General features: G+C 73.1%; 21 protein-coding genes. 15 read left to right on the top strand and 6 right to left on the bottom strand.

The window, feature by feature from the left end; genetic code table 11:
- Positions 1 to 24 precede the first annotated feature (24 nt).
- The 5 genes from aroH (at position 25) to der (ending at position 4,490) form a co-directional block, all read left to right on the top strand.
- Positions 25 to 387 (top strand): chorismate mutase, encoded by a 363-nt coding sequence (gene aroH, locus ACZ56V_RS28030; RefSeq protein ID WP_104635614.1) that lies wholly within the window; start codon positions 25 to 27, stop codon positions 385 to 387.
- A complete protein-coding gene (locus tag ACZ56V_RS28025; RefSeq protein WP_468946033.1) occupies positions 384 to 1,469 on the top strand; it encodes a prephenate dehydrogenase in 1,086 nt (361 codons plus the stop codon). The genes aroH and ACZ56V_RS28025 overlap by 4 nt, the downstream gene beginning before the upstream one ends.
- Before the next feature lie 113 nt (positions 1,470 to 1,582).
- The gene (cmk, locus tag ACZ56V_RS28020) at positions 1,583 to 2,278 is read left to right on the top strand and encodes a (d)CMP kinase (RefSeq protein WP_104635612.1); all 696 of its coding nucleotides are present in this window, start codon (positions 1,583 to 1,585) and stop codon (positions 2,276 to 2,278) included.
- On the top strand, positions 2,236 to 2,937 hold the full coding sequence (locus ACZ56V_RS28015) for a lysophospholipid acyltransferase family protein (protein WP_446750281.1): 702 nt from the start codon (positions 2,236 to 2,238) through the stop codon (positions 2,935 to 2,937). Before cmk ends, ACZ56V_RS28015 begins: the two co-directional genes overlap by 43 nt.
- Positions 2,938 to 3,011: 74 nt before the next feature.
- Complete coding sequence (gene der / locus ACZ56V_RS28010; RefSeq protein WP_398916560.1) at positions 3,012 to 4,490, top strand: ribosome biogenesis GTPase Der; 1,479 nt, start codon at positions 3,012 to 3,014, stop codon at positions 4,488 to 4,490.
- Between the two features lie 78 nt (positions 4,491 to 4,568).
- Here der and ACZ56V_RS28005 read toward each other — a convergent pair whose 3' ends face one another.
- Positions 4,569 to 4,862, bottom strand: a complete 294-nt coding sequence (locus ACZ56V_RS28005) for a hypothetical protein (RefSeq protein ID WP_356365453.1) — start codon at positions 4,860 to 4,862, stop codon at positions 4,569 to 4,571.
- Positions 4,863 to 4,935: 73 nt separating this feature from the next.
- A complete protein-coding gene (locus ACZ56V_RS28000) occupies positions 4,936 to 5,733 on the bottom strand; it encodes a hypothetical protein (protein WP_356365455.1) in 798 nt (265 codons plus the stop codon).
- 409 nt (positions 5,734 to 6,142) lie between these two features.
- On the opposite strand from ACZ56V_RS28000, the gene ACZ56V_RS27995 reads away from it, so the two are divergent.
- A complete protein-coding gene (locus ACZ56V_RS27995) occupies positions 6,143 to 6,988 on the top strand; it encodes a hypothetical protein (RefSeq protein ID WP_467384269.1) in 846 nt (281 codons plus the stop codon).
- Positions 6,989 to 7,321: 333 nt separating this feature from the next.
- Positions 7,322 to 7,537, top strand: a complete 216-nt coding sequence (locus ACZ56V_RS27990; protein ID WP_059299754.1) for an I78 family peptidase inhibitor — start codon at positions 7,322 to 7,324, stop codon at positions 7,535 to 7,537.
- An 18-nt stretch (positions 7,538 to 7,555) separates the two neighbouring features.
- On the opposite strand, the gene ACZ56V_RS27985 is transcribed toward ACZ56V_RS27990, so the two are convergent.
- Together ACZ56V_RS27985 and ACZ56V_RS27980 are read right to left on the bottom strand one after the other, a co-directional pair.
- Positions 7,556 to 8,575: a phosphatase PAP2 family protein gene (locus ACZ56V_RS27985; RefSeq protein WP_356365459.1), complete on the bottom strand. Its 1,020-nt coding sequence runs from the start codon at positions 8,573 to 8,575 to the stop codon at positions 7,556 to 7,558.
- 238 nt (positions 8,576 to 8,813) lie between these two features.
- Positions 8,814 to 9,995 (bottom strand): mannosyltransferase family protein, encoded by a 1,182-nt coding sequence (locus ACZ56V_RS27980; RefSeq protein ID WP_468946027.1) that lies wholly within the window; start codon positions 9,993 to 9,995, stop codon positions 8,814 to 8,816.
- 259 nt (positions 9,996 to 10,254) lie between these two features.
- Here ACZ56V_RS27980 and ACZ56V_RS27975 point away from each other — a divergent pair, with 259 nt between their 5' ends.
- On the top strand, positions 10,255 to 11,856 hold the full coding sequence (locus ACZ56V_RS27975) for an MFS transporter (protein WP_468946025.1): 1,602 nt from the start codon (positions 10,255 to 10,257) through the stop codon (positions 11,854 to 11,856).
- A gap of 271 nt (positions 11,857 to 12,127) precedes the next feature.
- Positions 12,128 to 13,321 carry an acyl-CoA dehydrogenase family protein gene (locus ACZ56V_RS27970; protein WP_468946022.1) on the top strand — a complete coding sequence of 398 codons (1,194 nt, stop codon included), beginning with the start codon at positions 12,128 to 12,130 and terminating at the stop codon, positions 13,319 to 13,321.
- A 48-nt stretch (positions 13,322 to 13,369) separates the two neighbouring features.
- Here the strand turns inward: ACZ56V_RS27970 and ACZ56V_RS27965 are convergent, their stop codons facing one another.
- On the bottom strand, positions 13,370 to 13,810 hold the full coding sequence (locus tag ACZ56V_RS27965) for a cell division protein SepF (protein ID WP_007447969.1): 441 nt from the start codon (positions 13,808 to 13,810) through the stop codon (positions 13,370 to 13,372).
- A gap of 289 nt (positions 13,811 to 14,099) precedes the next feature.
- On the opposite strand from ACZ56V_RS27965, the gene ACZ56V_RS27960 reads away from it, so the two are divergent.
- Positions 14,100 to 15,290, top strand: a complete 1,191-nt coding sequence (locus ACZ56V_RS27960) for a DUF5685 family protein (RefSeq protein ID WP_398916570.1) — start codon at positions 14,100 to 14,102, stop codon at positions 15,288 to 15,290.
- A gap of 35 nt (positions 15,291 to 15,325) precedes the next feature.
- On the opposite strand, the gene ACZ56V_RS27955 is transcribed toward ACZ56V_RS27960, so the two are convergent.
- Positions 15,326 to 16,273 (bottom strand): ABC transporter substrate-binding protein, encoded by a 948-nt coding sequence (locus tag ACZ56V_RS27955; RefSeq protein WP_398916572.1) that lies wholly within the window; start codon positions 16,271 to 16,273, stop codon positions 15,326 to 15,328.
- A 429-nt stretch (positions 16,274 to 16,702) separates the two neighbouring features.
- On the opposite strand from ACZ56V_RS27955, the gene ACZ56V_RS27950 reads away from it, so the two are divergent.
- The 5 genes from ACZ56V_RS27950 to ACZ56V_RS27930 all read left to right on the top strand — a co-directional run bounded on the left by ACZ56V_RS27950 (position 16,703) and on the right by ACZ56V_RS27930 (position 22,608).
- The gene (locus ACZ56V_RS27950; RefSeq protein WP_398916574.1) at positions 16,703 to 17,560 is read left to right on the top strand and encodes an amino acid ABC transporter permease; all 858 of its coding nucleotides are present in this window, start codon (positions 16,703 to 16,705) and stop codon (positions 17,558 to 17,560) included.
- A complete protein-coding gene (locus tag ACZ56V_RS27945; RefSeq protein WP_467384263.1) occupies positions 17,557 to 19,362 on the top strand; it encodes an FAD/NAD(P)-binding protein in 1,806 nt (601 codons plus the stop codon). The genes ACZ56V_RS27950 and ACZ56V_RS27945 overlap by 4 nt, the downstream gene beginning before the upstream one ends.
- Positions 19,359 to 20,138, top strand: a complete 780-nt coding sequence (locus ACZ56V_RS27940; protein ID WP_468946017.1) for an amino acid ABC transporter ATP-binding protein — start codon at positions 19,359 to 19,361, stop codon at positions 20,136 to 20,138. Before ACZ56V_RS27945 ends, ACZ56V_RS27940 begins: the two co-directional genes overlap by 4 nt.
- An 80-nt stretch (positions 20,139 to 20,218) precedes the next feature.
- Positions 20,219 to 21,298: an LLM class flavin-dependent oxidoreductase gene (locus ACZ56V_RS27935; protein WP_468946015.1), complete on the top strand. Its 1,080-nt coding sequence runs from the start codon at positions 20,219 to 20,221 to the stop codon at positions 21,296 to 21,298.
- Positions 21,295 to 22,608, top strand: coding sequence for an NtaA/DmoA family FMN-dependent monooxygenase (locus ACZ56V_RS27930; RefSeq protein WP_398916581.1), 1,314 nt, complete (start codon positions 21,295 to 21,297; stop codon positions 22,606 to 22,608). Before ACZ56V_RS27935 ends, ACZ56V_RS27930 begins: the two co-directional genes overlap by 4 nt.
- Positions 22,609 to 23,096 lie beyond the last annotated feature (488 nt).

Raw genomic sequence — 23,096 nt, 5'->3', positions numbered from 1 at the left:
GCACTGTGAGCAAGGAGCATCGCCGTGGCGGTACGAGCGGTCCGGGGCGCCGTCCAACTGGAGCGGGACGAGGCGGGGCACATGGACGAGCAGGTCGCGGCCCTGCTGACCGCCCTGATGGAGCGCAACGGCCTGAGGGTCGACGACCTGATCAGCCTGTGGTTCACCGCCACCCCCGATCTGCACAGCGACTTCCCGGCCGCCGCGGCCCGCGGGCTCGGCATCACCGACGTGCCGCTGATCTGCGCCCAGGAACTGGACATCGAGGGCGCCATGCCCCGCGTCGTGCGTGTCCTCGCCCACATCGAGTCGGACCGGCCCCGCGCCGAGATCGCCCACGTCTACCTCGGCGCCGCCGCGGCCCTGCGCAAGGACATCGCCCAGTGAGAACCGCACTCGTCATCGGCACCGGCCTCATCGGGACCTCCGCCGCCCTCGCCCTCACCGACCGGGGCGTCACCGTCCACCTCGCCGACCACGACCCCGAGCAGGCCCGCACCGCCGCCGCGCTCGGCGCCGGCACCGACGAGGCCCCGGACGGCCCGGTCGACCTCGCGATCGTCGCCGCCCCGCCCGCCCTGGTGGCCGACGTGCTCGCCGACGCCATGGCCCGCGGCGCCGCCCGCGGCTACATCGACGTGGCCAGCGTCAAGGGCGGCCCCCGGCGCGAGCTGGAGGCGCGCGGCCTCGACCTGTCGGCGTACATCGGCACCCACCCCATGTCCGGCCGGGAGAAGTCCGGTCCGCTGGCCGCCACCGCCGACCTCTTCGAGGGGCGCCCCTGGGTGCTGACCCCGACCCGGGACACCGACACCGAGGTGCTGAACCTGGCCCTGGAGCTGGTCTCGCACTGCCGCGCGGTGCCGGTGGTGATGGAGGCGGACGCCCACGACCGCGCCGTGGCCCTCGTCTCGCACATGCCCCACCTGGTCTCCAGCATGGTCGCCGCGCGCCTGGAGCACGCCGAGGAGGCCGCCGTACGGCTGTGCGGGCAGGGCATCCGCGACGTGACCCGGATCGCCGCCTCCGACCCCCGGATGTGGATCGACATCCTCTCCGCCAACCCGGGGCCGGTCGCCGACCTGCTCACCGACGTCGCCGCCGACCTGGAGGAGACGGTGCGGGCCCTGCGCGCCCTGCAGTCCTCCGACGAGGACAAGCGCCGCGAGGGCGGCACCGGCATCGCCGAGGTGCTGCGGCGCGGCAACGCCGGGCAGGTCCGCGTCCCCGGCAAGCACGGCTCGGCCCCGCGGGCCTACGAGACGGTGGCCGTCCTCATCGACGACCAGCCCGGCCAGCTGGCCCGCATCTTCGCGGACGCGGGACGGGCCGGGGTCAACATCGAGGACGTACGGATCGAGCACGCGACCGGGCAGCAGGCGGGTCTGGTGCAGCTCATGGTGGAGCCGAAGGCCGCCGCCGTCCTCACCGCGGCCCTGAAGGAGCGGGGCTGGGCGATCCGCCAGTGAGCGCGGGGCGCCGGACGCCTGTCGGAGGGCCCTCCTGGGCCCGGTAACCTTGTGCGGGACGCGCTCGCGTCCCGCACACCACCCACCGCACCGCACCAGGAAGGTGTCCCCTCGTGGAAAACGGCGCCGCCCCGACCGTCCCGGCCGTGATTGTCGCCATCGACGGCCCCTCCGGCACGGGCAAGTCGAGCACGTCGAAGGCCGTGGCCGCACAGCTCGGCCTGAGCTACCTGGACACCGGTGCCCAGTACCGGGCGATCACCTGGTGGATGGTGACCAACGGCATCGACACCGACGACCCGCACGCCGTGGCCGCCGCGGCCGGCAAGCCCGAGATCGTCTCCGGCACCGATCCGGCCGGACCGACCATCACGGTCGACGGTGTGGACGTGGCCGGCCCGATCCGCACCCAGGAGGTCACCTCCAAGGTCAGCGCGGTCAGCGCCGTACCGGAGATCCGCGCCCGGATCACCGAGCTGCAGCGCTCCATCGCCGCCGCGGCGCCGCTCGGCATCGTCGTCGAGGGCCGCGACATCGGCACCACCGTGCTGCCCGACGCCGACCTGAAGATCTTCCTGACCGCCTCGGCGGAGGCCCGCGCCGCCCGCCGCAGCGGCGAGCTGAAGGGCGCCGACGTCAACGCCACCCGCGAGGCCCTGATCAAGCGGGACGCGGCCGACTCCAGCCGCAAGACCTCCCCGCTGGCCAAGGCCGGCGACGCGGTCGAGGTGGACACCACCGCCCTCACCCTGCCGCAGGTCATCGAGTGCGTCGTCACCCTCGTCGAGGAGAAGCGGGCGGGGAAGTGACCGCATCCCCCGCGGCGCCCGTCCCCTCCGAGAAGGGCGCAGAGGTCGGCCGGCGCATCGGCGTCGGCCTGATGTACGGCCTGTGGAGGCCGCGCGTGCTCGGCGCCTGGCGGGTGCCCGCGACCGGTCCGGTGATCTACGCCGTCAACCACGCGCACAACATCGACGGCCCGATGGTCATGGGCGTGGCGCCCCGGCCGACGCACTTCCTGATCAAGAAGGAGGCGTTCGTCGGCCCGCTCGGACGGTTCCTGACCGGCATCGGCCAGCTGAAGGTGGACCGCCACTCCACCGACCGCGCCGCCATAGGGCAGGCGCTCGGCGTGCTGGCCGACGGCGGCGTCCTGGGCATCTTCCCGGAGGGCACCCGGGGCGAGGGCGACTTCGCCTCGCTGCGCGCCGGGCTCGCCTACTTCGCGGTGCGCAGCGGCGCCCCGATCGTCCCGGTCGCGGTACTGGGAAGCACGGACCGACCCGGACGGTTGATAAAGGCGCTGCCCCCGCTGCGCTCCCGCGTGGACGTCGTCTTCGGCGACCCCTTCGACGCGGGCGACGGCAGCGGGCGGCGCACCCGCAAGGCCCTGGACGAGGCCACCGAACGCATCCAGAAGCAGCTCACCGCGCACCTGGAAAACGCCAGGCGCCTCACCGGGCGCTGAGTGACACTTGAGTAGTGGATCACCCGGTACAGGGGTGTTCCACCGATCACCACGATGAACGAGGTACGGACTTCATGAACGACCACATCCACCCCGAGGGCTCGGGCGAGGAGCACGACCACGGGGCGCTCGGCGACGCCGAGTACGCGCAGTTCATGGAGCTGGCCGCCGAAGAGGGCTTCGACGTCGAGGAGGTCGAGGGCGCGATCGAGGAGGCCGGGCACGGTCCGCTGCCCGTCCTCGCCGTCGTCGGCCGCCCCAATGTCGGCAAGTCGACCCTCGTGAACCGCATCATCGGCCGCCGCGAGGCCGTCGTCGAGGACAAGCCCGGCGTCACCCGCGACCGCGTCACCTACGAGGCCGAGTGGGCCGGGCGCCGCTTCAAGGTCGTCGACACCGGCGGCTGGGAGCAGGACGTCCTCGGCATCGACGCCTCCGTGGCCGCCCAGGCCGAGTACGCCATCGAGGCCGCCGACGCGGTCGTCTTCGTCGTGGACGCCAAGGTCGGCGCCACCGACACCGACGAGGCGGTCGTCCGGCTGCTGCGCAAGGCAGGCAAGCCCGTCGTGCTGTGCGCCAACAAGGTCGACGGCCCGAGCGGCGAGGCCGACGCCTCCTACCTGTGGTCGCTGGGCCTGGGCGAGCCGCACCCGGTCTCCGCGCTGCACGGCCGCGGCACCGGCGACATGCTGGACCGGGTCCTGGAGGCGCTGCCCGAGGCCCCGGCCCAGACCTTCGGCACCGCCGTCGGCGGCCCGCGCCGCATCGCCCTGATCGGCCGCCCCAACGTCGGCAAGTCCTCGCTGCTGAACAAGGTCGCGGGCGAGGAGCGCGTCGTCGTCAACGAACTGGCCGGCACCACCCGCGACCCGGTCGACGAGCTGATCGAGCTGGGCGGCGTCACCTGGAAGTTCGTCGACACGGCGGGCATCCGCAAGCGCGTCCACCTCCAGCAGGGCGCCGACTACTACGCCTCGCTGCGCACCGCCGCCGCCGTCGAGAAGGCGGAGGTCGCCGTCATCCTCATCGACGCCTCCGAGTCGATCTCGGTCCAGGACCAGCGGATCGTCACCATGGCCGTCGAGGCGGGCCGCGCCATCGTCGTCGCCTACAACAAGTGGGACACCCTCGACGAGGAGCGCCGCTACTACCTGGAGCGGGAAATCGAGACGGAGCTGGGCCAGGTGGCCTGGGCGCCGCGGGTCAACGTCTCGGCGCAGACCGGGCGGCACATGGAAAAGCTCGTCCCGGCGATCGAGACCGCCCTCGCGGGCTGGGAGGCCCGGGTCCCGACGGGCCGGCTGAACGCCTTCCTCGGCGAGCTGGTCGCCGCCCACCCGCACCCCGTGCGGGGCGGCAAGCAGCCGCGCATCCTCTTCGGCACTCAGGCGGGCACCAAGCCCCCGCGGTTCGTGCTCTTCGCCTCCGGCTTCATCGAGGCGGGCTACCGGCGCTTCATCGAGCGCCGGCTGCGCGAGGAGTTCGGCTTCGAGGGGACGCCGATCCACATCTCGGTGCGGGTGCGCGAGAAGCGCGGCGCGAAGAAGAAGTAGGACCGCCCTGGGAACACCCAGTGACGCGTGAGGGGCGCCCCGGCCGGGGGCGCCCCTCACGCGTCGGTCGTACGGCGGTCAGGTGCCGGACCGCGGGGCCGGTGGCAGCGCCGCCGGGACGTGATGCGTGCCGCCGACACGCTGCCACACCGAGTGCTGGCCGACGCGGGCGCTCTGGGCCCCCGCGCTGTAGGCGCTGTAGCCGCCTCTGCCGCGCGGGATGCTCCTGAAGGCCGTGAATCCGAACTCCTCCTCACCGCTGCGATCCCCCGGCAGCGATCGGAAGGACCTGACGTACTCGGCGTAGAGCGCGTCGTAGATCGGCGTGGTCGAGGGGCCGCCGTGGCGGTGGAAGGCGTCGTATGCGTACACGTATGTCCAAACGACCCCGCGGTGGAAGGGATGCGGCCCAGGTGACGGCCGTCCGGCAGCCGCGTGAACGGGCTCAGGTCCCCGCCAGCGGCAGCGCCGCCGCGACCAGCTGCCCGTTCGCCGCCGCCTTGTCCAGCGCGTCGCGCAGCAGGTCCTCGCGCGGCTGCCGGCCGATCGACCCGACGGGCGCCGCGAACATCAGCACCTGCTGGTGCTTGTTGGCCGCCGTGCGCCACCCCTCGGTGACCTGGAGCGGCTGGTGCGCCTGCCACCAGGCCACCGGCCGGCCGCCGTTCGTCCCGGGCTGCAGCACCGCGTGCAGCTGGCCCATCGCGAGCAGGACCGACCAGCCGTGCAGCACGGCCGGCGCGGACGCCAGCTCGGTGACCGGCATGAAACCCTGCTCGATCAGCAGCGGCAGGAAGTCGTCGCCGGCGCCGGCCGTGCCGGGCCGTGCGATGGGGGCGGTCGGCTCCACCACGAGGGCCGGGTGCAGCTCCCCGGCGATCAGGATCAGCCCGCTGGTGACACCGAGCACGGCCTGCTCGGGTGCGGCCTTCTCCGGGGCGGCGGGAGCGGGCTCGGAGCGGGCCTGGTCGGCGCTGATCGACCGCACCGCGCCCTGGAGCTGCTCCTCGGTGACCTTGACCACCTGCGAGGGCAGGCAGCCCGCGTGGGCGAAGGCGAGCACGGCGGTCTCGTCCCCGATGAACAGGACGGTGCTGGTGCGCTCCTGCTCGCAGTCGCCCGGGGTGCGGCAGGACGTGCAGTCGTAGCTGCCCGGGGCGGACTCCCCGGCCAGCAGGCGGTCGGCTTCTTCGTCGCCGATCTCGGCGCGTACGTCGTCGCTGACGTCGAGCATGCGCGGCACGGGTGGCTCCCTCGGGATGCGGTGCGTGGCCGGACCGGGTGGCTCCCGGGCCGTGGTCCGGGCGGGTCCCCGGCTCATGCAAGGACAACGGGGGACCGGTGGCGGGAGTCACGCCCCACGGCCGACGGAATCGAACCATGCGACGCATGCGACCGCCCGAGGGCGGGGATCGTCGTCATAGGCCCAAGTGGGGTGTCGCGCAACGGGGTTGGGTCGCTGGAGGAGGGGCATCCGCTCGACCTGCGAGTCGACAAATCATGAAATCAGTGAATGAACTGGGTGACTGGAAAGAGCCGTCGTCGGGCGCCCGTCCCCGTCGTGACCACATCGCAATCGGACACGGACAACCAGAAGGCAGGGTTCCGGGTCTAACCGGACGACGAGAAGCCCAGGGGAGGAACCGCACCGCATGACGCCGCCGGCCGCACCGGCCGCCCCGCTGCGCGCCGACTGCATCGGCGACTCCGCGGGCGGTCTGACCTTCGACGTCGCCGCGCGCGGAAAGACCGGGGCGGCCCTGCTCGTCCTGCGCCGCCGCGTCCCCGAGGCCGCCGACGCCGACGCCGCGGACACGGTCAGCCTCCCGCTGGCCCCGGCGGCGGAGGGCCGGCTGCGCGCCGCGCTGCCCAGCAGCGTCTCCCTGCCCGAGGGCCGCTGGGACGCCTACGCCCGTCTGTCCGACGGCCGGCCGCGGCGCCTGGTGCCCGGCGTCACCGATCTGCGCTCCCTGGCCGGGCGCACGCCCAGCGCACTGCTCGGCCACGTCGCCGTCCGCATCCCGTACGCCACCCGGCAGGGCAACCTCACGGTCCGCAGCTGGCTGCGCGCCCCGCACGCGGAGGCGGTGGACCTGCGCCCCGCGAGCGGCGGTCTGACCGTACGCGGGCGCGTGTACGGCACCCAGCTCGTGCCCGGGGCGGACGCCGAGCTGCGGGCCCGGCCCGGCGACGGAGCAGGTGGCGCGGACGGCTCCGGCGTGCGCCGGGTGGACCTCGCCGCCGAGCGGACGGAGTTCGCCTTCACCGTGCCCTACGACGGCCTGGCACCGGGCCTGTGGGACCTGTGGCTGCGGCCCGCCGGTGAGTCCGGGCCGGTGGTGCGGCTCGCCCGGCTGCTGGACGACGTCGCCGACAAGCACCCGGTGTTCACGTTTCCCCGCGCGCGGGTGCGGACGCCGCACGGCCCCGTGGAGGCCGGCCCGTACTACACCCGGGACAACGACCTGTCGCTCGCCGTCACTCCGCTGGAAGTCTGACCGCGTGTCCGATGTTCGATTCGTGTAAGTGATCCGGGGCTCTTCCGCGCGGGCGCGCGCACGTCAGTTCGGGAGTCTTCGGACGCGGAATGCGGGGCCTCACCGGGACACCCCGAGCGCCTTTTCCGTCCACTTATTCGACGGAGTAGCGCGACACGCGGGAATTCACCTCGGCCGCCCGCGGAAGCCGCGCAAAACCGTCCGTCCGTGTGAACGGGTTCCGGCAAAACGCGCAGCGTGATCCTGTGACAGAAATGTGACCGTAGGTGCATCTGTGGCCCGGGTTACCGGCTCGGGCTTCCCTGCCCCCTGAGCAGGGCATAGCGTGGCGGCATGGCACCGATTCCGACACCCCCGGCCGAGCCCCAGGACAGTCCGGACACCTACGTCGGCCTCGATTCCGACGCGGCCGAGCGGCAGGCGCGCGAGCGCGGCTGGTCGACGGTGCGGTCCCTGGCGCCCGGCACGGTCATCACCATGGAGTACCGCGTGGGCCGCCTCAACTTCGAGGTGAAGGACGGCCGCGTGTCCCGGGCCTGGAAGGGCTAGGACGGGTCCCGAGTCCGGTCAGCCGCCCGACAGGGGGCGCGCGGCCGGGGCCGTGTTGCGCGGGTGGCGGTCGGCGTGCGGCGGCCGGCGGCTGCCGGCCGGGGTCACGGGCGTACGGTCCGAGCGGGCCGTGTGCGGGCCCGGGGCCAGGTACACCGGGGCCCGGGTGGTGTGCGGCGCGGCGACCGGCTCGCGGGCGGGTGTCTCCGGCCGCCCGGAGCCTGCCGGGGCGACGGGCACGGGCCGGCCGACCGGCCGCTTCGTCGCCCGCTCGCGGCCCAGGCGGGCGTACCAGCGGTCGCGCAGGCCGAGGATCCAGGCCTCCGCCCGGGTGATCAGCGGTTCGACCCAGGGGAGCGCCAGCAGGATCAGCAGCCCCGCCGCCCAGCCGAGGAGCACGTCGCTGAGCCAGTGCGTACCGAGGTAGACGGTGGACATGCCCACCCCGAGCGAGGTGACCGCGGACAGCGCGGACAGCCAGCGCCGGGCGCGGTGCGTCGAGGCCAGGTAGGCGAGGATGCCCCAGGTCACGACGGCGTTCGCGGTGTGACCGCTCGGAAATATATCGCCGCCGAGCCACATCTCGTTGGCGCCGATCGTGGTCGCGTAGTGCGGCCCCAGCCGGCCCATGCCGTACTTGGCGGCGCCGACCGTGATGTTCAGCAGGAGCAGTGAGACGCCGAGCGCCAGCAGCGGACGCAGGGTGTGCTGCCGCCAGGAGCGCCAGCCGAGCCAGGCCGCGACCATCACGGCGGTGGGGCCGCGCTGGCCGAGCACCACGTAGTAGTCGACGAACGCGTGGATCTCCGGCCACTGCTGGTAGGGCCTGAAGAACATGACCTGCCAGTCGAGCCGGACCAGCCACGAGCTGATCACTACGGCCCACACGATCGCGAGGTAGAACGCGAGGGTCCCGGCGAACAGCGCGAACCTGTGCCGGGACATCTCCGGCACGTCCAGGAGCTCCGGTCGTTCCGGCTCCCGGTCCAGTCTCGCGAACACCCGGTCCAGACGGGTGGGCTTCCGTTCGGTACGCACCCAATCGACGTTACAGCGAGTGAGGAGTGATCCCGGCCGAATCAACGGCTTTGTGATGACGATGTGATGTGGGATTCCTCTCAGCCGGCGCCTTATTTCCGGGTAATCCGTAATCCCGTCCGGCCGCGGACTTCAATTCCTTTGATCTGTCCGGCCGGCGGTTTTATCGTGCTTATGAATTCGTTCACCGAATGCTGGTACGGAATTGTCCCGGCAGTCATCGGACGGCCCCCGACGGTCAGGGCGGCCCGGAGCCGTTCAGCCAGAAGGCCCCGTAGACCGCCGACGCCGCCGCGACGGCGCACACGACCGCCGCCGCCCCGGCGGTGCGCAGCCGGGCCAGGCCCAGGGCCAGGGGGAACAGCAGCGGGAACGCGGGCAGCAGCAGCCGGGGCTTGGAGCCGAAGTAGCTCGACGCACACAGGGCGAGCACGGTGACGATCCCCGTGTACACCAGGAGCGGCAGCGGCTGGCGCTGCCGCACGCACACCACGTACAGCCAGGCCAGCAGCGCGACCCCGACGATCAGCCCGACGCCCGCCAGCGCCGCCGGGAACGACGTGAACCTCGCCGCGACGAAGCGGGCGAAGGCCACGCCCCCGTCGAAGCCGTTGCGCCAGCCGGCCTGCACGTCGAGATAGCCGAGCGGGCCCTTGCCGGTGCGGTGGCCGACCCACAGGACGTAACCGGCGGCGCCCAGGGGCGCGAGCAGCATGCCGAGCACGTGCCGAGCACCCGGGGCGCCGCCGGTACCGCTCTCGCCCCGGCTCCGCACGAACGCCGTGATCACGGCCGCCCACACCGCCGCCGTCACCGCGAGCCCGACCGGGCGGGTCAGCCCGGCCAGCGCGGCCAGTGCCCCGGCCGTCACCCAGCGCCCGGTCAGCACCGCGTACAGCGACCAGGCGGCCAGCGCCGTGAACAGGGACTCGCTGTACGCCATCGACTGCACGATCCCGACCGGCAGCACGGCCCACAGCAACGCCGCGCACACGCCCGCGCGGGGGCCGTACTCGTGGTCCGCCACCGCGAAGATCCCCCAGGCCGCGGCGAGCGAGGCGAGCAGGGAGACGACGAACCCGGCGTCGGCGTACGACAGGGGCGTCATCGCCGCGCCGAGCCGCTCCAGCCAGGGCAGCAGCGGGAAGAAGGCCAGATTGGAGTGCACGTCACCGCCTGGCAGCCGCACCTCGTAGCCGTATCCCAGCTCGGCGACCCTGGTGTACCAGAGGGAGTCCCAGCGGGCCGTCAGCAGCGAGTACGCGCTCTTGTCGCGCGCCGCGCTCCACAGGGCCAGGGCGAGCAGGCCCAGGGCGCGCACGGCCGCGTAGCCGAGGAGCGCCGGGGCGGCCCGGCGCAGGGCACCGGACGGACCCGGGGCGCCGGGGCGGCCCGCGGTGCGCGTTTCAAGATCGGTCACGGGCTCGATTATCTGCCGTGCGCCGGGCCGGCCGTCCCGGCGGGGCGGACGGGACGGCGGCCGCAGTGGCGCACGCCACACGGGTGACGCGGGATGTGTGAGGCCCGCCACATGTGCCGTGCCCGGTCTCGCGTACTCTGGCCAGTCACTCGCGTTCCGTTGCACGGCCCGGAGCCCCCCGCTCCTCTCCGGCCGAGCCGCAGGGGAGTCCCCACCCCACGGCCCGCCGGACGCGAGGGAACATCTTGGAGGTACGTACATGTCCGGGACGACCACGGCTGCCGCGCCGCGCCGTCGGGCGGCCGGGGCCGGTGCCAACCGCTGGGTGGTCCTGGTCGTCCTCTGTGTCAGCCTGCTCCTCGTCGCCGTCGACGCGACCGTGCTGCACGTGGCGGTCCCCGCCGTCACCGAGGACCTCAGGCCCGGCGCCATCGACCTGCTCTGGATCGTCGACGTCTATCCGCTCGTCTGCGCCTCGCTGCTGATCCTCTTCGGCACGCTGGGCGACCGGGTGGGCCGCAGACGGGTCCTGCTGCTCGGCTACGCCCTCTTCGGCGTCGCCTCCGCGCTCGCGGCGCTCGCCGAGACCGCCCAGGTGCTGATCGCGGCCCGTGCGCTGCTCGGCGTCGGCGGCGCCATGATCATGCCGGCGACCCTGTCGATCCTGCGGCAGGTCTTCCCCGACCGGCGGGAGCGGGCGCTGGCCATCGGCATCTGGAGCGCCGTGGCCGCGGTCGGCGCGGCGGTCGGTCCGCTGCTCGGCGGCTTCCTGCTGGAGCACTTCTGGTGGGGCTCGGTCTTCCTGGTCAACATCCCGCTGATGCTGGTCAGCCTGCCGGTAGGGCGGCTGCTGCTGCCCGAGTCGAAGGGCGACGGCCGCGGGCCCTGGGACGTGGCCGGCGCGCTGATGGCGGCGGGCGGACTGTTCGGGGTCGTCCTGGGAGTGAAGCGGCTGGGCGGCGGGGAGCCGGTGGTGAGCGTGCTCACCGTGCTGCCGCTGGTGCTGGGCGCGCTGCTGCTGGCGGGCTTCGTGCGGCGGCAGCGGAGGCGTACGTATCCGCTGGTGGACCTCGCGATGTTCCGGCGGCCGGCGTTCAGTACGTCGGTGGGGTGCATCGTGCTGGCCATGCTGGCGCTGGTGGGACTCGAGCTGATCGCGGCGCAGTACCTGCAGCTGGTGCTCGGGCTGTCCCCGCTGGAGACCGGGCTGAGGCTGCTGCCGCTGACCTTCGCGGCGATGGCGGCGGGACTCGCGGGAGCGCGGCTGCTGCGGCGCTTCGGGCCGCGGCGGACGGTGTGCGCGGGATTCTGCCTGACCGCCTTCGCGGTGCTGCTGCTGACGGCGATGGGCCGGGCCGACAACTGGGCGCTGCTGCTGACCGGGTTCGTGCTGCTCGGCTTCGGTCTGGAGACGACGCTGTTCGGGGCGTACGAGTCGATGCTGAGCGAGGCGCCGCAGGAGCAGTCGGGCGGGGCGGCGGCGATCGGCGAGACCTCGTACCAGCTGGGTGCCGGGATCGGTATAGCCCTGCTGGGCAGCGTGATGAACGCGGCGTACACGCCCGGGCTGGCGGGGGGCGTGCCCGGGGTGCCGGGGTCGGCGTCGGTGGCGGCGGGGCATTCGCTGGGGGAGGCGTACGAGGTCGCCGCGCAGCTCGGGGGGCCCGCCGGGGTGGCGTTGCGGCGGGCCGCGGGGGACGCGTTCGTGCACGGGCTGCATGTGACGTTGCTGGTGAGCGCGGGGTTGTTGGTGCTGGGGGCGGTGATGGCGTTGCGGTTGCCGCGGGTGATGCAGTGCGAGGAGGTTTCCGTGCCGGCGCAGCGGGATGCGGTGAAGTCCCAGTCCCGTGTCTCGGTGTGACCCCGTCGTCTCCCACCCACGCCCACCCGTTCGCCGTCGGCCGAGGGGTGGACGTCGCCCGTGGCTGGTCGAGGAGCGTTGGCGGCTGCGGGTCATGTCGCTGTGGGCACAGGCTCGGCACACCGACCACCGCAAGCCGCCGACGGCGGATCACCCCCACGGGCGACGTCCTGGAGACGGGCATGGTGGACGTGCGGAGCGCCGCATCGTAACGTCGGCAACGACAGCCGTGACTAGCGGCGCTAGTTTTAGAGTCCCGGAGGGTGTCCCCATGGCCGCGTCCCCCAAGCCGCCCGCGTTCGATCCCACCGACCCCCTCGGCATCGACGACCTCCTCGAGCCGGAGGATCTCGCGGTCCGGGACACCGTGCGGAACTGGGCCGCCGACCGTGTGCTGCCGTACGTCGCCGACTGGTACGAGAAGGGCGAGCTGCCCGGGATCAGGGAGCTGGCGCGCGAGCTCGGTTCCCTCGGCGCGCTCGGCATGTCCCTGGAGGGGTACGGCTGCGCCGGGGCGAGCGCCGTCCAGTACGGGCTGGCCTGTCTGGAGCTGGAGGCGGCCGACTCCGGCATCCGCTCCCTGGTCTCCGTGCAGGGCTCCCTCGCCATGTACGCCATCCACCGCTTCGGGAGCGAGGAGCAGAAGCAGACGTGGCTGCCCCGCATGGCCGCCGGTGAGGTCATCGGGTGCTTCGGGCTCACCGAGCCCGACCACGGGTCCGACCCGGCCGCCATGCGCACCCATGCCAAGCGCGACGCCGGCGGGGACTGGGTGCTCAACGGGCGCAAGATGTGGATCACCAACGGCTCGGTGGCCGGGGTCGCCGTCGTCTGGGCGCGGACCGAGGAGGGGATCCGCGGCTTCGTCGTGCCGACCGACAGCGCCGGGTTCTCCGCCCCCGAGATCAAGCACAAGTGGTCCCTGCGGGCCAGCGTCACCAGCGAGCTGGTCCTCGACGACGTACGGCTGCCCGCCGACGCCGTACTGCCGGAGGTGACCGGGCTGCGCGGACCGCTCAGCTGTCTGTCGCACGCCCGTTACGGGATCGTCTGGGGCTCGATGGGCGCGGCGCGCAGCTCCTTCGAGGCGGCCCTGGAGTACGCGAAGTCGCGGGAGCAGTTCGGGCGGGCCATCGGAGGCTTCCAGCTGACCCAGGCCAAGCTCGCCGACATGGCGGTCGAACTGCACAAGGGGATCCTGCTCGCCCATCACCTGGGGCGCCGCATGGACGCCGGCCGCCTGCGTCCCGAGCAGGTCAGCTTCGGCAAGCTCAACAACGTGCGCGAGGCCATCGACATCTGCCGCACGGCCCGTACGATCCTCGGCGCCAACGGGATCTCCCTCGAATACCCCGTGATGCGGCACGCGACGAACCTGGAATCGGTGCTCACCTATGAGGGCACCGTCGAGATGCACCAGCTGGTGCTCGGCAAGGCGCTCACCGGGCTCGACGCCTTCCGGTAGGAGGCGCCCGGCGAGCGGGGGAGCGGGGCCGTGGTGTGCGGCCCCGCCTCAGCTCTGGTTGAAGAAACCGTCGGAACGGTGTGCGGCGGGCTCGCCGCTGATGACCTGGGTGTCGGCCGGGCTCAGCAGGAACACCCGGGTGGACACCCGCTCGATCGAGCCGCGCAGGCCGAAGATGAGCCCGGCCGCGAAGTCGACCACGCGCTTGGCGTCGGTCCCCTCCATGGCCGTCAGGTTCACGATGACCGGGACTCCGTCCCGGAACAGCTCACCGATGGCCCGTGCGTCCCGGAAGCTGTCCGGGGTGACCGTCGCGATGCGGCGGCCCTTCTCCTCGGCCACGTCCGAGGCCACCTTGACCCGCGGGTCCGTGACCCAGGCGTCCCCGGGCTGCTCGGTGCCCTCGGAGTAGTCGTCGTCGTAGTAACGCTCGTCATCGTTGTCGTCGACGAGGCCGAGCCACGCACTCGCCTTGCGTACCGATCCCATGGACGCCTCCTCTCACAGCGGGCTTTCGTGCTTCCGCATCCCTATGGTCATCCATGATGCGGACGTCGCGCCAAGTGGATAGACGCCGCGCGGGGGGTTTGTGACGGTACTGGTGCACAGCGGATCCGTCGAGAGTCCTTGTGTCCCAAGGGCCGTTTCCCAAACGGCTGCTGACTGTGAGTGAAATATGATTCTTCACGGCACACGGGTGAGAGAGGGTGCGTACGGGTGATGGCGGCGGTCGGTACGATGCCGCAGCTCAGCGTCGTACCAACCACGGGGGAGCGTCGTGTTCGGAATCGTCAGGCCGTGCAGGCACCGGCTCGGAGAGAGCCTCACGAGCCAGTGGATGGCTCATTTGTGCGGGTTGTGCCTCGCACTGCGCAAGGACCACGGACAGTTCGCACGGATCGTGACGAACTATGACGGGCTGCTCATATCGGTTTTGACGGAGGCTCAGGCCGAGCGGGGCGGTGCGGGCGCCGGGCGGCGCACCGCCGGGCCCTGTCCGCTGCGCGGGATGCGCACCGCGTCCGTCGCGCACGGCGAGGGAGCCCGGCTCGCGGCGGCCGTCTCCCTGGTGCTGGCCTCGGCCAAGGTGCGCGACCATGTCGCCGACGGGGACGGCCTGCTGGCCCGCCGGCCGGTGGCGCTCGCCGCCCGCCGGATCGCCGGCGGCTGGGACGCGGCCGGGGCACGCGGCGGCAGCGCCGTCGGCTTCGACACCGCCGTACTGGTCGACGCCGTGGACCGGCAGGGCGGCATCGAGGCGCTCGCCGGGCCCGGCACGCCCCTGCTGACCGTCACCGAACCGACCGAGACCGCGACCGCCGCCGCCTTCGCGCACACCGCGCACCTTGCCGGGCGGCCGCACAACGCCGCGCCGCTCGCCGAGGCCGGACGGCTCTTCGGGCGGCTCGCCCATCTCCTGGACGCTGTGGAGGACCGGGAGGCCGATGCCGCGTCCGGCGCCTGGAATCCGCTCACCGCCACCGGGACGCCGCTCACCGAGGCGCGGCGGCTCGCGGACGACGCCGTGCGCGGGGTGCGGCTGGCCCTGCGGGAGACCGAGTTCACCGACGGGCGGCTGGTGCACCGGCTGCTCGTGCACGAGCTGGGCAATTCCGTGGACCGCGCGTTCGGCACCGTCTCGTGCGCCCACGGCAGCCATCCGTACGCCCCTCCCGGCGCGCCCGGTACCCCGGGTGCTCCCGGCGGCCCCGGTGGGCCGACGCCCCCGGAACCGCCGCGCCGCGACCGGCGCGGGCTGCTCGCGGGGTGCGCCGTGTGGCTCGGGCTGGCCTGCACGTGCCAGATGTGCTGCGGCACGTTCGAGGACCCCTGGAGCAGGCAGCGCAGGGAAGGGCTCTGCTCCAACTGTGACTGCGGCGACTGCTGCGACTGTTGTGACTGCTGCAGCTGCTGCGGCGACGGGTGCGACTGCGGCTGTGACGGCTGCGACTGCGGGTGCAGCTGCTGAGACGTCGTCAGCCTCGGCCCGGCCTCTCCGGGCCGTCAGTCCTTCAGCTCCGGGGGTGAGATCTCGGACCTCGCTATCGCCGACTCCGTCGTGTCCCACTTCTTCAGGATGCGGGCGTACGTCCCGTCGGCGATCAGCCCGTTCACCGCGGCCCGGAGGGCGGGCGCCAGCGCGGAGCCCTTCTTCAGGGCGAAGCCGACGTCCAGGCGGTGGAACTCGTTCAGGAACTTCAGGCCCTGCTGGTGGGCGACCGCGTAGCGCAGGCCGTTGATGGTCGACATCACCACGTCGCTGCGCCCCTGCTGGAGCGAGGACCACAGCGCGCCGGGCTCGCTGTACGTCTGCACCGTGTACGCCTCGCCGCCCGCGTCCGTGCAGCGGTGCCGGTTCTCCTCCAGCGTCGCCTCGAAGGTGGTGCCGGCGCCGGTCGCCACCTTCCGTCCGCACAGCTGCTTCAGGTCGGTGACCTCGGACAACTCGCTGTCCTCGCGGGCGGCGAAGCCCTGGCCGTCGTTGATGTAGGTGACGAAGTCGATGGTCCCGCGCCGTTCGTCGGTCACCCCGAAGTTGCTGGCGCCGACGTCGTACTTGCCGCTGTCCAGGGCCGGCAGGATCGCCTCGAAGGAGGCCTGCTCGGTCTTGAGCCTGATGTCGAGCGCCCTGGCGACCGCGTGCGCGAAGTCGACGTCCTGGCCGGTCAGCGTCTTGCCGTCGGACAGGTAGGTGGTGCCCGGCGGGGCGCCGCCGACGCTGACGGCGAGGGTGAGTTCGGTGGTGCCCGCCGGCAGCAGCCGCACGGCGTCCGCGTTCCGCCGGACACCGGAGACGACGTCCGTGGTGGGGACCGCGTCGGAGCCGGCCGCCGCGCCCGCGACGTCGCCGGCGGGATCACCGGAGCCGCACGCCGTGAGCAGCAGGGCGGCCGAAGCGATGAGGGCGAAGGGGAGGAAGAGGCGTTTTCGGGCACGCGTGGGCGTACGCATCGTCACTGGTCTCCTGAGAGCAAAGGCATGGGGCGGCGCGAGGGGAGGGGGCGTGCGCGTGTGAAGGCGGGTCGACGACAGGTCGAACCCGAGAAGGCCCCGACGGGATCAGACGATCAGGCGGTACGAGTGATCACGTGATCACGCGATCGGGGCAGGCAGGGGGGTCGGCTCAACAGGAACAGGACCACACTCGACCGAAGTCGATGTGGGAGCGCGTGACCAGCCACTGCTGTGGATGCATGGGCCAAGTGGAACAGGCATCCGGTTCCGCGTCAACGACTTGAGATGCGCGGCTCACAGTGTGGACAGCCTTGACAGCGGGCGGAAACACCCCCGTACTCTCGGCGGACGGCCATGCTGAGGGGCTCGGCCGTGTGAAGGCACCACCCACCGTGTCCGACTGACTCGATGTCACGGAGCCTTCGCATGTCCTCCGACACCCTCGCCAAGTCCGCCGCCGTACCCGACACCCCGGGCCGTGCGGACCTCCCGCGGATCGTCCCGCAACGCCGCCCCGGCCAGTGGACGGCCGCCGTCGTCGTCCTCGTCCTGCTCGCTCTCGCCGCCAACTCCGTCCTGCGCAACGACGCGTTCCAGTGGGGTGTCGTCGCCGACTGGTTCACCTCCGACACCGTCCTGCGCGGCCTGTGGCTCACCCTCTGGCTCACCGCCGTCGTCATGGTCCTCGGCTTCGCGCTGGGCACCCTGCTCGCCGCGTTCCGGCTCTCCGCCAACCCCGTGCTGCGCGCCGTGAGCTGGGGCTACGTGTGGCTGTTCCGGTCGATACCGATCCTGGTGCAGCTGCTGCTGTGGTTCAACATCGGCGCCCTGTACCCGCGGGTCCTCGGCGTGAAGACGGTCGATCTGCTCGGTCCGGTCACCGTGGCGGTCATCGGCCTGACGCTGCACGAGGCCGCGTACGCCGCCGAGGTGGTGCGCGGCGGCATCCTGTCCGTGGACCGCGGCCAGGTCGAGGCCGCGCAGGCGCTCGGACTGAGCCGGTGGCGCCGGTGGCGGCGGATCGTCCTCCCGCAGGCCATGCGCGCCATCGTGCCGCCCGCCGGGAACATGCTGATCGGCACCCTCAAGGGCACCTCCATCGTCAGCGTCATCGCCGTACAGGACCTGCTCTACTCGGTGCAGCTCGTCTACCACCGCACCTACCAGGTCATCCCGATGCTGATGGTGGCCACCGTCTGGTACACCGTCGTCACCTCCCTGCTCGGCATCGGCCAGTACTACGTCGAGAAGCACTACGCCCGCGGCACGGAGCGCACCCGATGAGCCGCCCCGCGCCGGGCACCAGGGCCTCCCTGGTGATCGTCGGCGCAGGACCCCGCGGCACCGGACTGCTGGAGCGCGTCGCCGCCAACGCGCCCGAGCTGTACGACGGCCGCGGCCTCGACATCCACCTCGTGGACCCGCATCCACCGGGCGCCGGACGCGTCTGGCGCGCCCGGCAGTCGCCGCTGCTGTGGATGAACTCGCACGCCGAGGACGTCACCGTGTTCACCGACGACACCGTCGAGATGGCCGGTCCCGTACGGCCCGGACCCACCCTGCACGAGTGGGCGGCCGTGGACGGGCGCACCTTCGCCGACCGGCGGACCCAGGGCGCGTACCTGCGCTGGGCGTACCAGCGCGCCGTGGCGGGGCTGCCCGCCAACGTCGTCGTCCACCACCACGCGCGCCGTGCGCTGCGGGTGGAGGGCACGCGGGAGGAACGCCAACGGGTGTGGCTCGACGGCCGCGACACTCCACTCCCCGCCGACCTGGTCGTCCTCACCCTCGGCCACCTCGACGCCGAACCCGACGCCGAACAGCGGGAGTTGTCGGACTACGCCCGTGCGCACGGCCTGGTCCACCTCCCGCCGGACTTCACCGCCGACAGCGACCTGTCCGCGCTGCGCCCCGGGGAGCCGGTCCTCGTACGCGGTCTCGGGCTGGCCTTCGTCGACCTGATGGTGCTGCTCACCGAGGGCAGGGGAGGACGGTACGACGGGGACACCTACGTCCCGTCCGGACGGGAGCCGGTGCTGTACGCCGGCTCGCGGCGCGGCGTGCCGTACCACTCGAAGATCGGCTACGACTGGACCGGGGAGCGGCCGCCGCTGCCGCGGTTCTTCGGCCCCGCCGAGACCGAGGCGCTGCTCGCCCGGCCGGACGGCTTCGACTTCCGGCGCGACGTCTGGCCGCTGGTCGAGAAGGAACTGGGCTTCGCCCACTACCACCGCCTGTTCACGGCCCATCCGGAACGGGTGCGCGCCGACCGGGCCGGCTTCGAGGCGCGGTACGCCACCGCCGGTCCGGACGAGCGGGCCGCCCTCGTCGCCGCCGCGGTGCCCGACCCCGCCGACCGGCTCGACCTCGCCGCCCTCGACCGTCCCCTCGACGCCGTGCGGTACGGCTCGCACGCGGAGCTCCAGGAAGGGGTGCGCCGCCACGTCGAGGCCGACCTGCGGCGCCGGCACGACCCGGCCCGCAGTCCGGACCTCGCGGTCTTCCTCGCGCTGCTCTCCGTCTACGGACAGCTCGTCCGGCTCGGCGACGTCGGCGGCTGGTGGCACGGCTTCTTCAGCCTCCTCGCCTCGGGACCGCCCGGCCCGCGGCTGCGGCAACTGCTCGCCCTGTCCCGGGCCGGTGTGGTGCGCTTCCTGGGCGCCGACACGGCCGTCACCGCCGAGAACGGGGTGTTCCGGGCGACCAGCGCCACCGTGCCGGGTGCCGTCGTCGAGGCCCGGGCGCTGGTCGAGGCGCGGCTGCCGCACCCCACCGTCGAACGCGCCCGCGATCCACTGCTGCGCGCGCTGCACGCCGACGGGGCCGCCGCGACCCCGGACGGGCTGCTGGCCGTGGACCGCGCCGACGGACGCGTACTGGACCGGGCCGGGCGGCCCCACCCGAGGCGGTTCGCGCTCGGCCCGCACACCGACGCGCGCGGCTCGGGCGCGTTCACCCGGCCCGGCACCGGCGGCGTGGCCTTCCGGCAGAACGACGCCACCGCACGGGCCGTACTGACCTTCCTGCGGGCGCCCGAGGCACTCGCGTCACCGCACCACCCCCTGCTGGAGGAGTCCGCGCGATGAGCGTCACCGACGACACGGACGTCATGGTCGACATCAGGTCCGTGCACAAGAGCTTCGGCCCGCTGGAGGTGCTCAAGGGCATCGACCTCACCGTGCGCACCGGCGAGGTGAACGTGGTGCTCGGCCCCTCCGGCTCCGGCAAGTCGACGCTGCTGCGCACCGTCAACCACCTGGAGAAGGTGGACCGGGGCCTGATCAGCGTGGACGGCGCCCTCATCGGCTACCGGCGCAGCGGCGACCGGCTGCGCGAGCTGTCCGAGCGCGAGGTGCTGAGACAGCGCACGCGGATCGGCTTCGTCTTCCAGGACTTCCACCTCTTCCCGCACCTGACCGTGCTGGAGAACATCACCGAGGCCCCGGTCTCCGCGCTGCGGCGACCGCGCCGCGAGGCCGTCCAGGCGGCACGCCGGCTGCTGGAGCGGGTCGGGCTCGCCGACAAGGAGGGCGCCTACCCCCGGCACCTGTCCGGCGGGCAGCAGCAGCGGGTGGCCATCGCGCGGGCGCTCGCCCTGGAGCCGAGGCTGCTCCTGTTCGACGAGCCGACGTCCGCGCTCGACCCCGAACTGGTCGGCGAGGTGCTCGACGTCATCAAGGACCTGGCCCGGCGGGGCACCACCATGATCGTCGTCACGCACGAGATCGGCTTCGCCCGCGAGGTCGCCGACACGGTGGTCTTCATGGACGACGGACGCATCGTCGAACAGGGCCCGCCCGGCGACGTACTGGACCGCCCGCGGCACGAGCGCACCCGGGCCTTCCTCTCCAAGGTCCTGTGAGGACAGCCCTGTTGGCGCAGACAGCGGCAGACAGACGTAGGCAGAAGCAGACAGCAGCAGACGGAAAGGGATGACCCCGCATGACCTCCTCCCACGGCAGACGGCGACTGCACCTGGCGACCGCCCTGGACCGGCGGTCGGTGTACGACGCCGACGAGTTCACGGCGGCCGCCCGGCTCGCCGAACGGGGCGCGCTCGACTTCGTGACCCTGGGCGACAGCCTCGCCCGCCCCGGTCCCGACGCGCTCTCCGTGCTGTCCCGGGTGGCGCCCGCCACGCGGCGCGTCGGCCTCGTCCCGACCGTCACCACCACCCACACCGAGCCCTTCCACGTCCAGGCGGCCGTGGCGACCCTGGACTGGGTCAGCCGCGGCCGGGCGGGCTGGCGGATCGAGGTGTCCACCAGCGAGGGCGAGGCCCGCCTCTTCGGCCGCCGCCACGCCGCCCCCGCCGACGCCCTCTGGCAGGAGGCCGGCGAGGTGGCCGACGTGGCGGCGCGCCTGTGGGACAGCTGGGAGGACGACGCCGAGATCCGGGACGTGGCCACCGGCCGCTTCGTCGACCGGGACAAGCTCCACCACGTCGACTTCACCGGCACCGCCTTCTCCGTCAAGGGCCCCTCGATCGTGCCGCGGCCCCCGCAGGGGCACCCCGTGCGCGTGGTCGACGCCACCGACCGGGCCGCCCGGGCGGTCGCGGCCCGGTACGCCGACGTGGCGCTCGTGCGCACCGCGCTCCCCGCCCGGGCCGCCGCCGCGCGGGCCGAACTGCGGGCGTCCGCCGCGGCGCACGGCCGCGACCCGGACGACCTGCGGGTCCTCGCCGCCCTGGACGTCGACCTCGGGGACGGCGAGTACGCGGCCGAACCCGGCCACGGCGGCGGCGGCCCCCGCGCCACGCCACGCGGCCCGCAGTACCGCGGCGGCCCCGTGGACCTCGCCGAACTCATCGCCTCCTGGCACCGGGACGGCGTCGTCGACGGCTTCCACCTCACGCCGGTCGAGCCGCACAGCGACCTGGAACGCCTCGTCAACGGCACCGTGTCGCTGCTCCAGCACCGGGGCCTGTTCCGCACCTTCTACCCGGGCAGCACCCTCCGGGACCACCTGGGCCTGACCCGGCCCGCCAACCAGTACGCCGTCGCGCAGGGAGCGTCATGACCGGACCCAAGCCGATGCAGCCGAAGCCGATGCACCTCGCCGCCCACTTCCCGGGCGTCAACAACACCACCGTCTGGGCCGATCCGCGCTCGGGTTCGCAGATCGACTTCGCCTCCTTCGAGCACCTCGCCCGCACCGCCGAACGCGGCCTGTTCGACTTCTTCTTCCTCGCCGAGGGGCTGCGGCTGCGCGAGCACAAGGGCCGCATCCACGACCTGGACGTGGTCGGCCGCCCCGAGTCCCTGACCGTGCTGAACGCGCTCGCCGCCGTCACCGGACGTCTCGGACTCGCCGCCACGGTCAACGCCACCTTCAACGAGCCCTACGAACTCGCCCGCCGGCTCGCCACCCTGGACCACCTCAGCGGCGGCCGGGCGGCCTGGAACGTGGTGACCTCCTCCGACGCCTTCACCGGCGAGAACTTCCGGCGCGGCGGCTACCTGGACCGGGCCGAGAGGTACACCCGGGCCGCCGAGTTCGTGGCGACGGCACGGAAGCTGTGGGACTCCTGGACCCCGGACGGCACCCCCCGCCCCTTCGCCCACCACGGGCGGCACTTCGACATCGCGGGCGAGTTCACGCTGCCCCGCTCCCCGCAGGGGCACCCGGTGGTGATCCAGGCGGGCGACTCCGACGAGGGCCGGGAGTTCGCCGCCTCCTCGGCGGACGTGATCTTCACCCGCCACGGCACCCTGGAGGCGGGGCGCGCCTTCTACGCCGACGTGAAACGCCGCCTGGCGAAGTACGGCCGGAGCCCCGGAGACCTCAAGATCATGCCCGGCGTCACCGTCGTCCTCGGGGACACCGCCGCCGAGGCGCAGGAGCGGGCCGAGGAGATCCGGTGGCAGCAGGTCTCCCCGCAGACCGCGCTGCTCACGCTGGAGCAGATCTGGGGTGTCGACCTGTCCGGCTACGACCCCGACGGGCCGCTGCCCGACGTCGACCCGGTGCCCGATCCGCAGCTCAGCCAGGGGCGGACCCGGCAGGGCGACAGCGTCGCGACCGCCGAGAAGTGGCGGGCCCTGGCGCAGGAGCGGGGGTTGTCCATCCGGCAGACCGTGATCGAGGCGGGCGCCCGGCAGTCCTTCGTGGGCACACCCGGGGAGGTCGCGACCGAACTGACGGAGTTCGTGGCGCGGGACGCCGCCGACGGCTTCATCCTCGTACCGCACCTGACCCCGGGCGGGCTGGACGAGTTCGTGGACCGGGTGGTCCCGTTGCTGCAGGAGCGCGGCGCGTTCCGTACCGAGTACCAGGGCGCCACCCTGCGCTCCCACCTCGGCCTGGCCGAACCGGTGTGGAAGGCTTGAACCTCGGGTGGCGGCGGTGGCGCGACGAGCGCGTCGCCACGGTCCCGGCGCCCTACGGATTGCTCGCGCCGACCGGCACCCACTGGCCGGAGGACCATCCGGACGGGCAACTTCCGGACATCCCCGGGCAGTGGACGACGGACGGCGACGCGGGGCCGCGCGGCGTGCGGGTCGCCGAACGCGGACGGCCGGGAGCGTGGGCCGGTACTCGGCGGGGAACCGGCCTTCGAGCCGGACGGGCGGGAGCACACGCTCCGGACGAGCGTCGCGTTGGCCGACCACTTCGTCTGCGCCTCCGTCTGCACCTTCCCGCCGCCGGGGAAGACCCTGGAGGCCCACGTCGCGGCGGGGGAGCGCGAACTGCGCCGGGACCGGCCGGGGTTGGTAAAGACCGTTCAAAGGCGGACGACCGAAAGGCCCTCTTGCGCCGACCGGTCGTTCGGCCGAGACTTCAACCTCAGCGCTTGTCAGGGGCACGACGTATTCGG

It is taken from the genome of Streptomyces sp. NPDC034099, assembly GCF_055575415.1.
The sequence above is the reverse complement of the archived record's forward strand: the minus strand, read 5'-3'. Positions and strand labels throughout refer to the sequence as shown.

Bases quoted from the DNA above. Each gene is read 5' to 3' on its own strand.
- der (WP_398916560.1), top strand. From the start codon at position 3,012: ATGAACGACCACATCCACCCCGAGGGCTCGGGCGAGGAGCACGACCAC.
- ACZ56V_RS27970 (WP_468946022.1), top strand. From the start codon at position 12,128: ATGGCCGCGTCCCCCAAGCCGCCCGCGTTCGATCCCACCGACCCCCTC.
- ACZ56V_RS27950 (WP_398916574.1), top strand. From the start codon at position 16,703: ATGTCCTCCGACACCCTCGCCAAGTCCGCCGCCGTACCCGACACCCCG.
- ACZ56V_RS27965 (WP_007447969.1), bottom strand. From the start codon at position 13,810: ATGGGATCGGTACGCAAGGCGAGTGCGTGGCTCGGCCTCGTCGACGAC.
- ACZ56V_RS27995 (WP_467384269.1), top strand. From the start codon at position 6,143: ATGACGCCGCCGGCCGCACCGGCCGCCCCGCTGCGCGCCGACTGCATC.
- ACZ56V_RS27930 (WP_398916581.1), top strand. From the start codon at position 21,295: ATGACCGGACCCAAGCCGATGCAGCCGAAGCCGATGCACCTCGCCGCC.
- ACZ56V_RS27975 (WP_468946025.1), top strand. From the start codon at position 10,255: ATGTCCGGGACGACCACGGCTGCCGCGCCGCGCCGTCGGGCGGCCGGG.
- ACZ56V_RS27945 (WP_467384263.1), top strand. From the start codon at position 17,557: ATGAGCCGCCCCGCGCCGGGCACCAGGGCCTCCCTGGTGATCGTCGGC.
- ACZ56V_RS27935 (WP_468946015.1), top strand. From the start codon at position 20,219: ATGACCTCCTCCCACGGCAGACGGCGACTGCACCTGGCGACCGCCCTG.
- ACZ56V_RS27940 (WP_468946017.1), top strand. From the start codon at position 19,359: ATGAGCGTCACCGACGACACGGACGTCATGGTCGACATCAGGTCCGTG.
- ACZ56V_RS27955 (WP_398916572.1), bottom strand. From the start codon at position 16,273: ATGCGTACGCCCACGCGTGCCCGAAAACGCCTCTTCCTCCCCTTCGCC.
- ACZ56V_RS27990 (WP_059299754.1), top strand. From the start codon at position 7,322: ATGGCACCGATTCCGACACCCCCGGCCGAGCCCCAGGACAGTCCGGAC.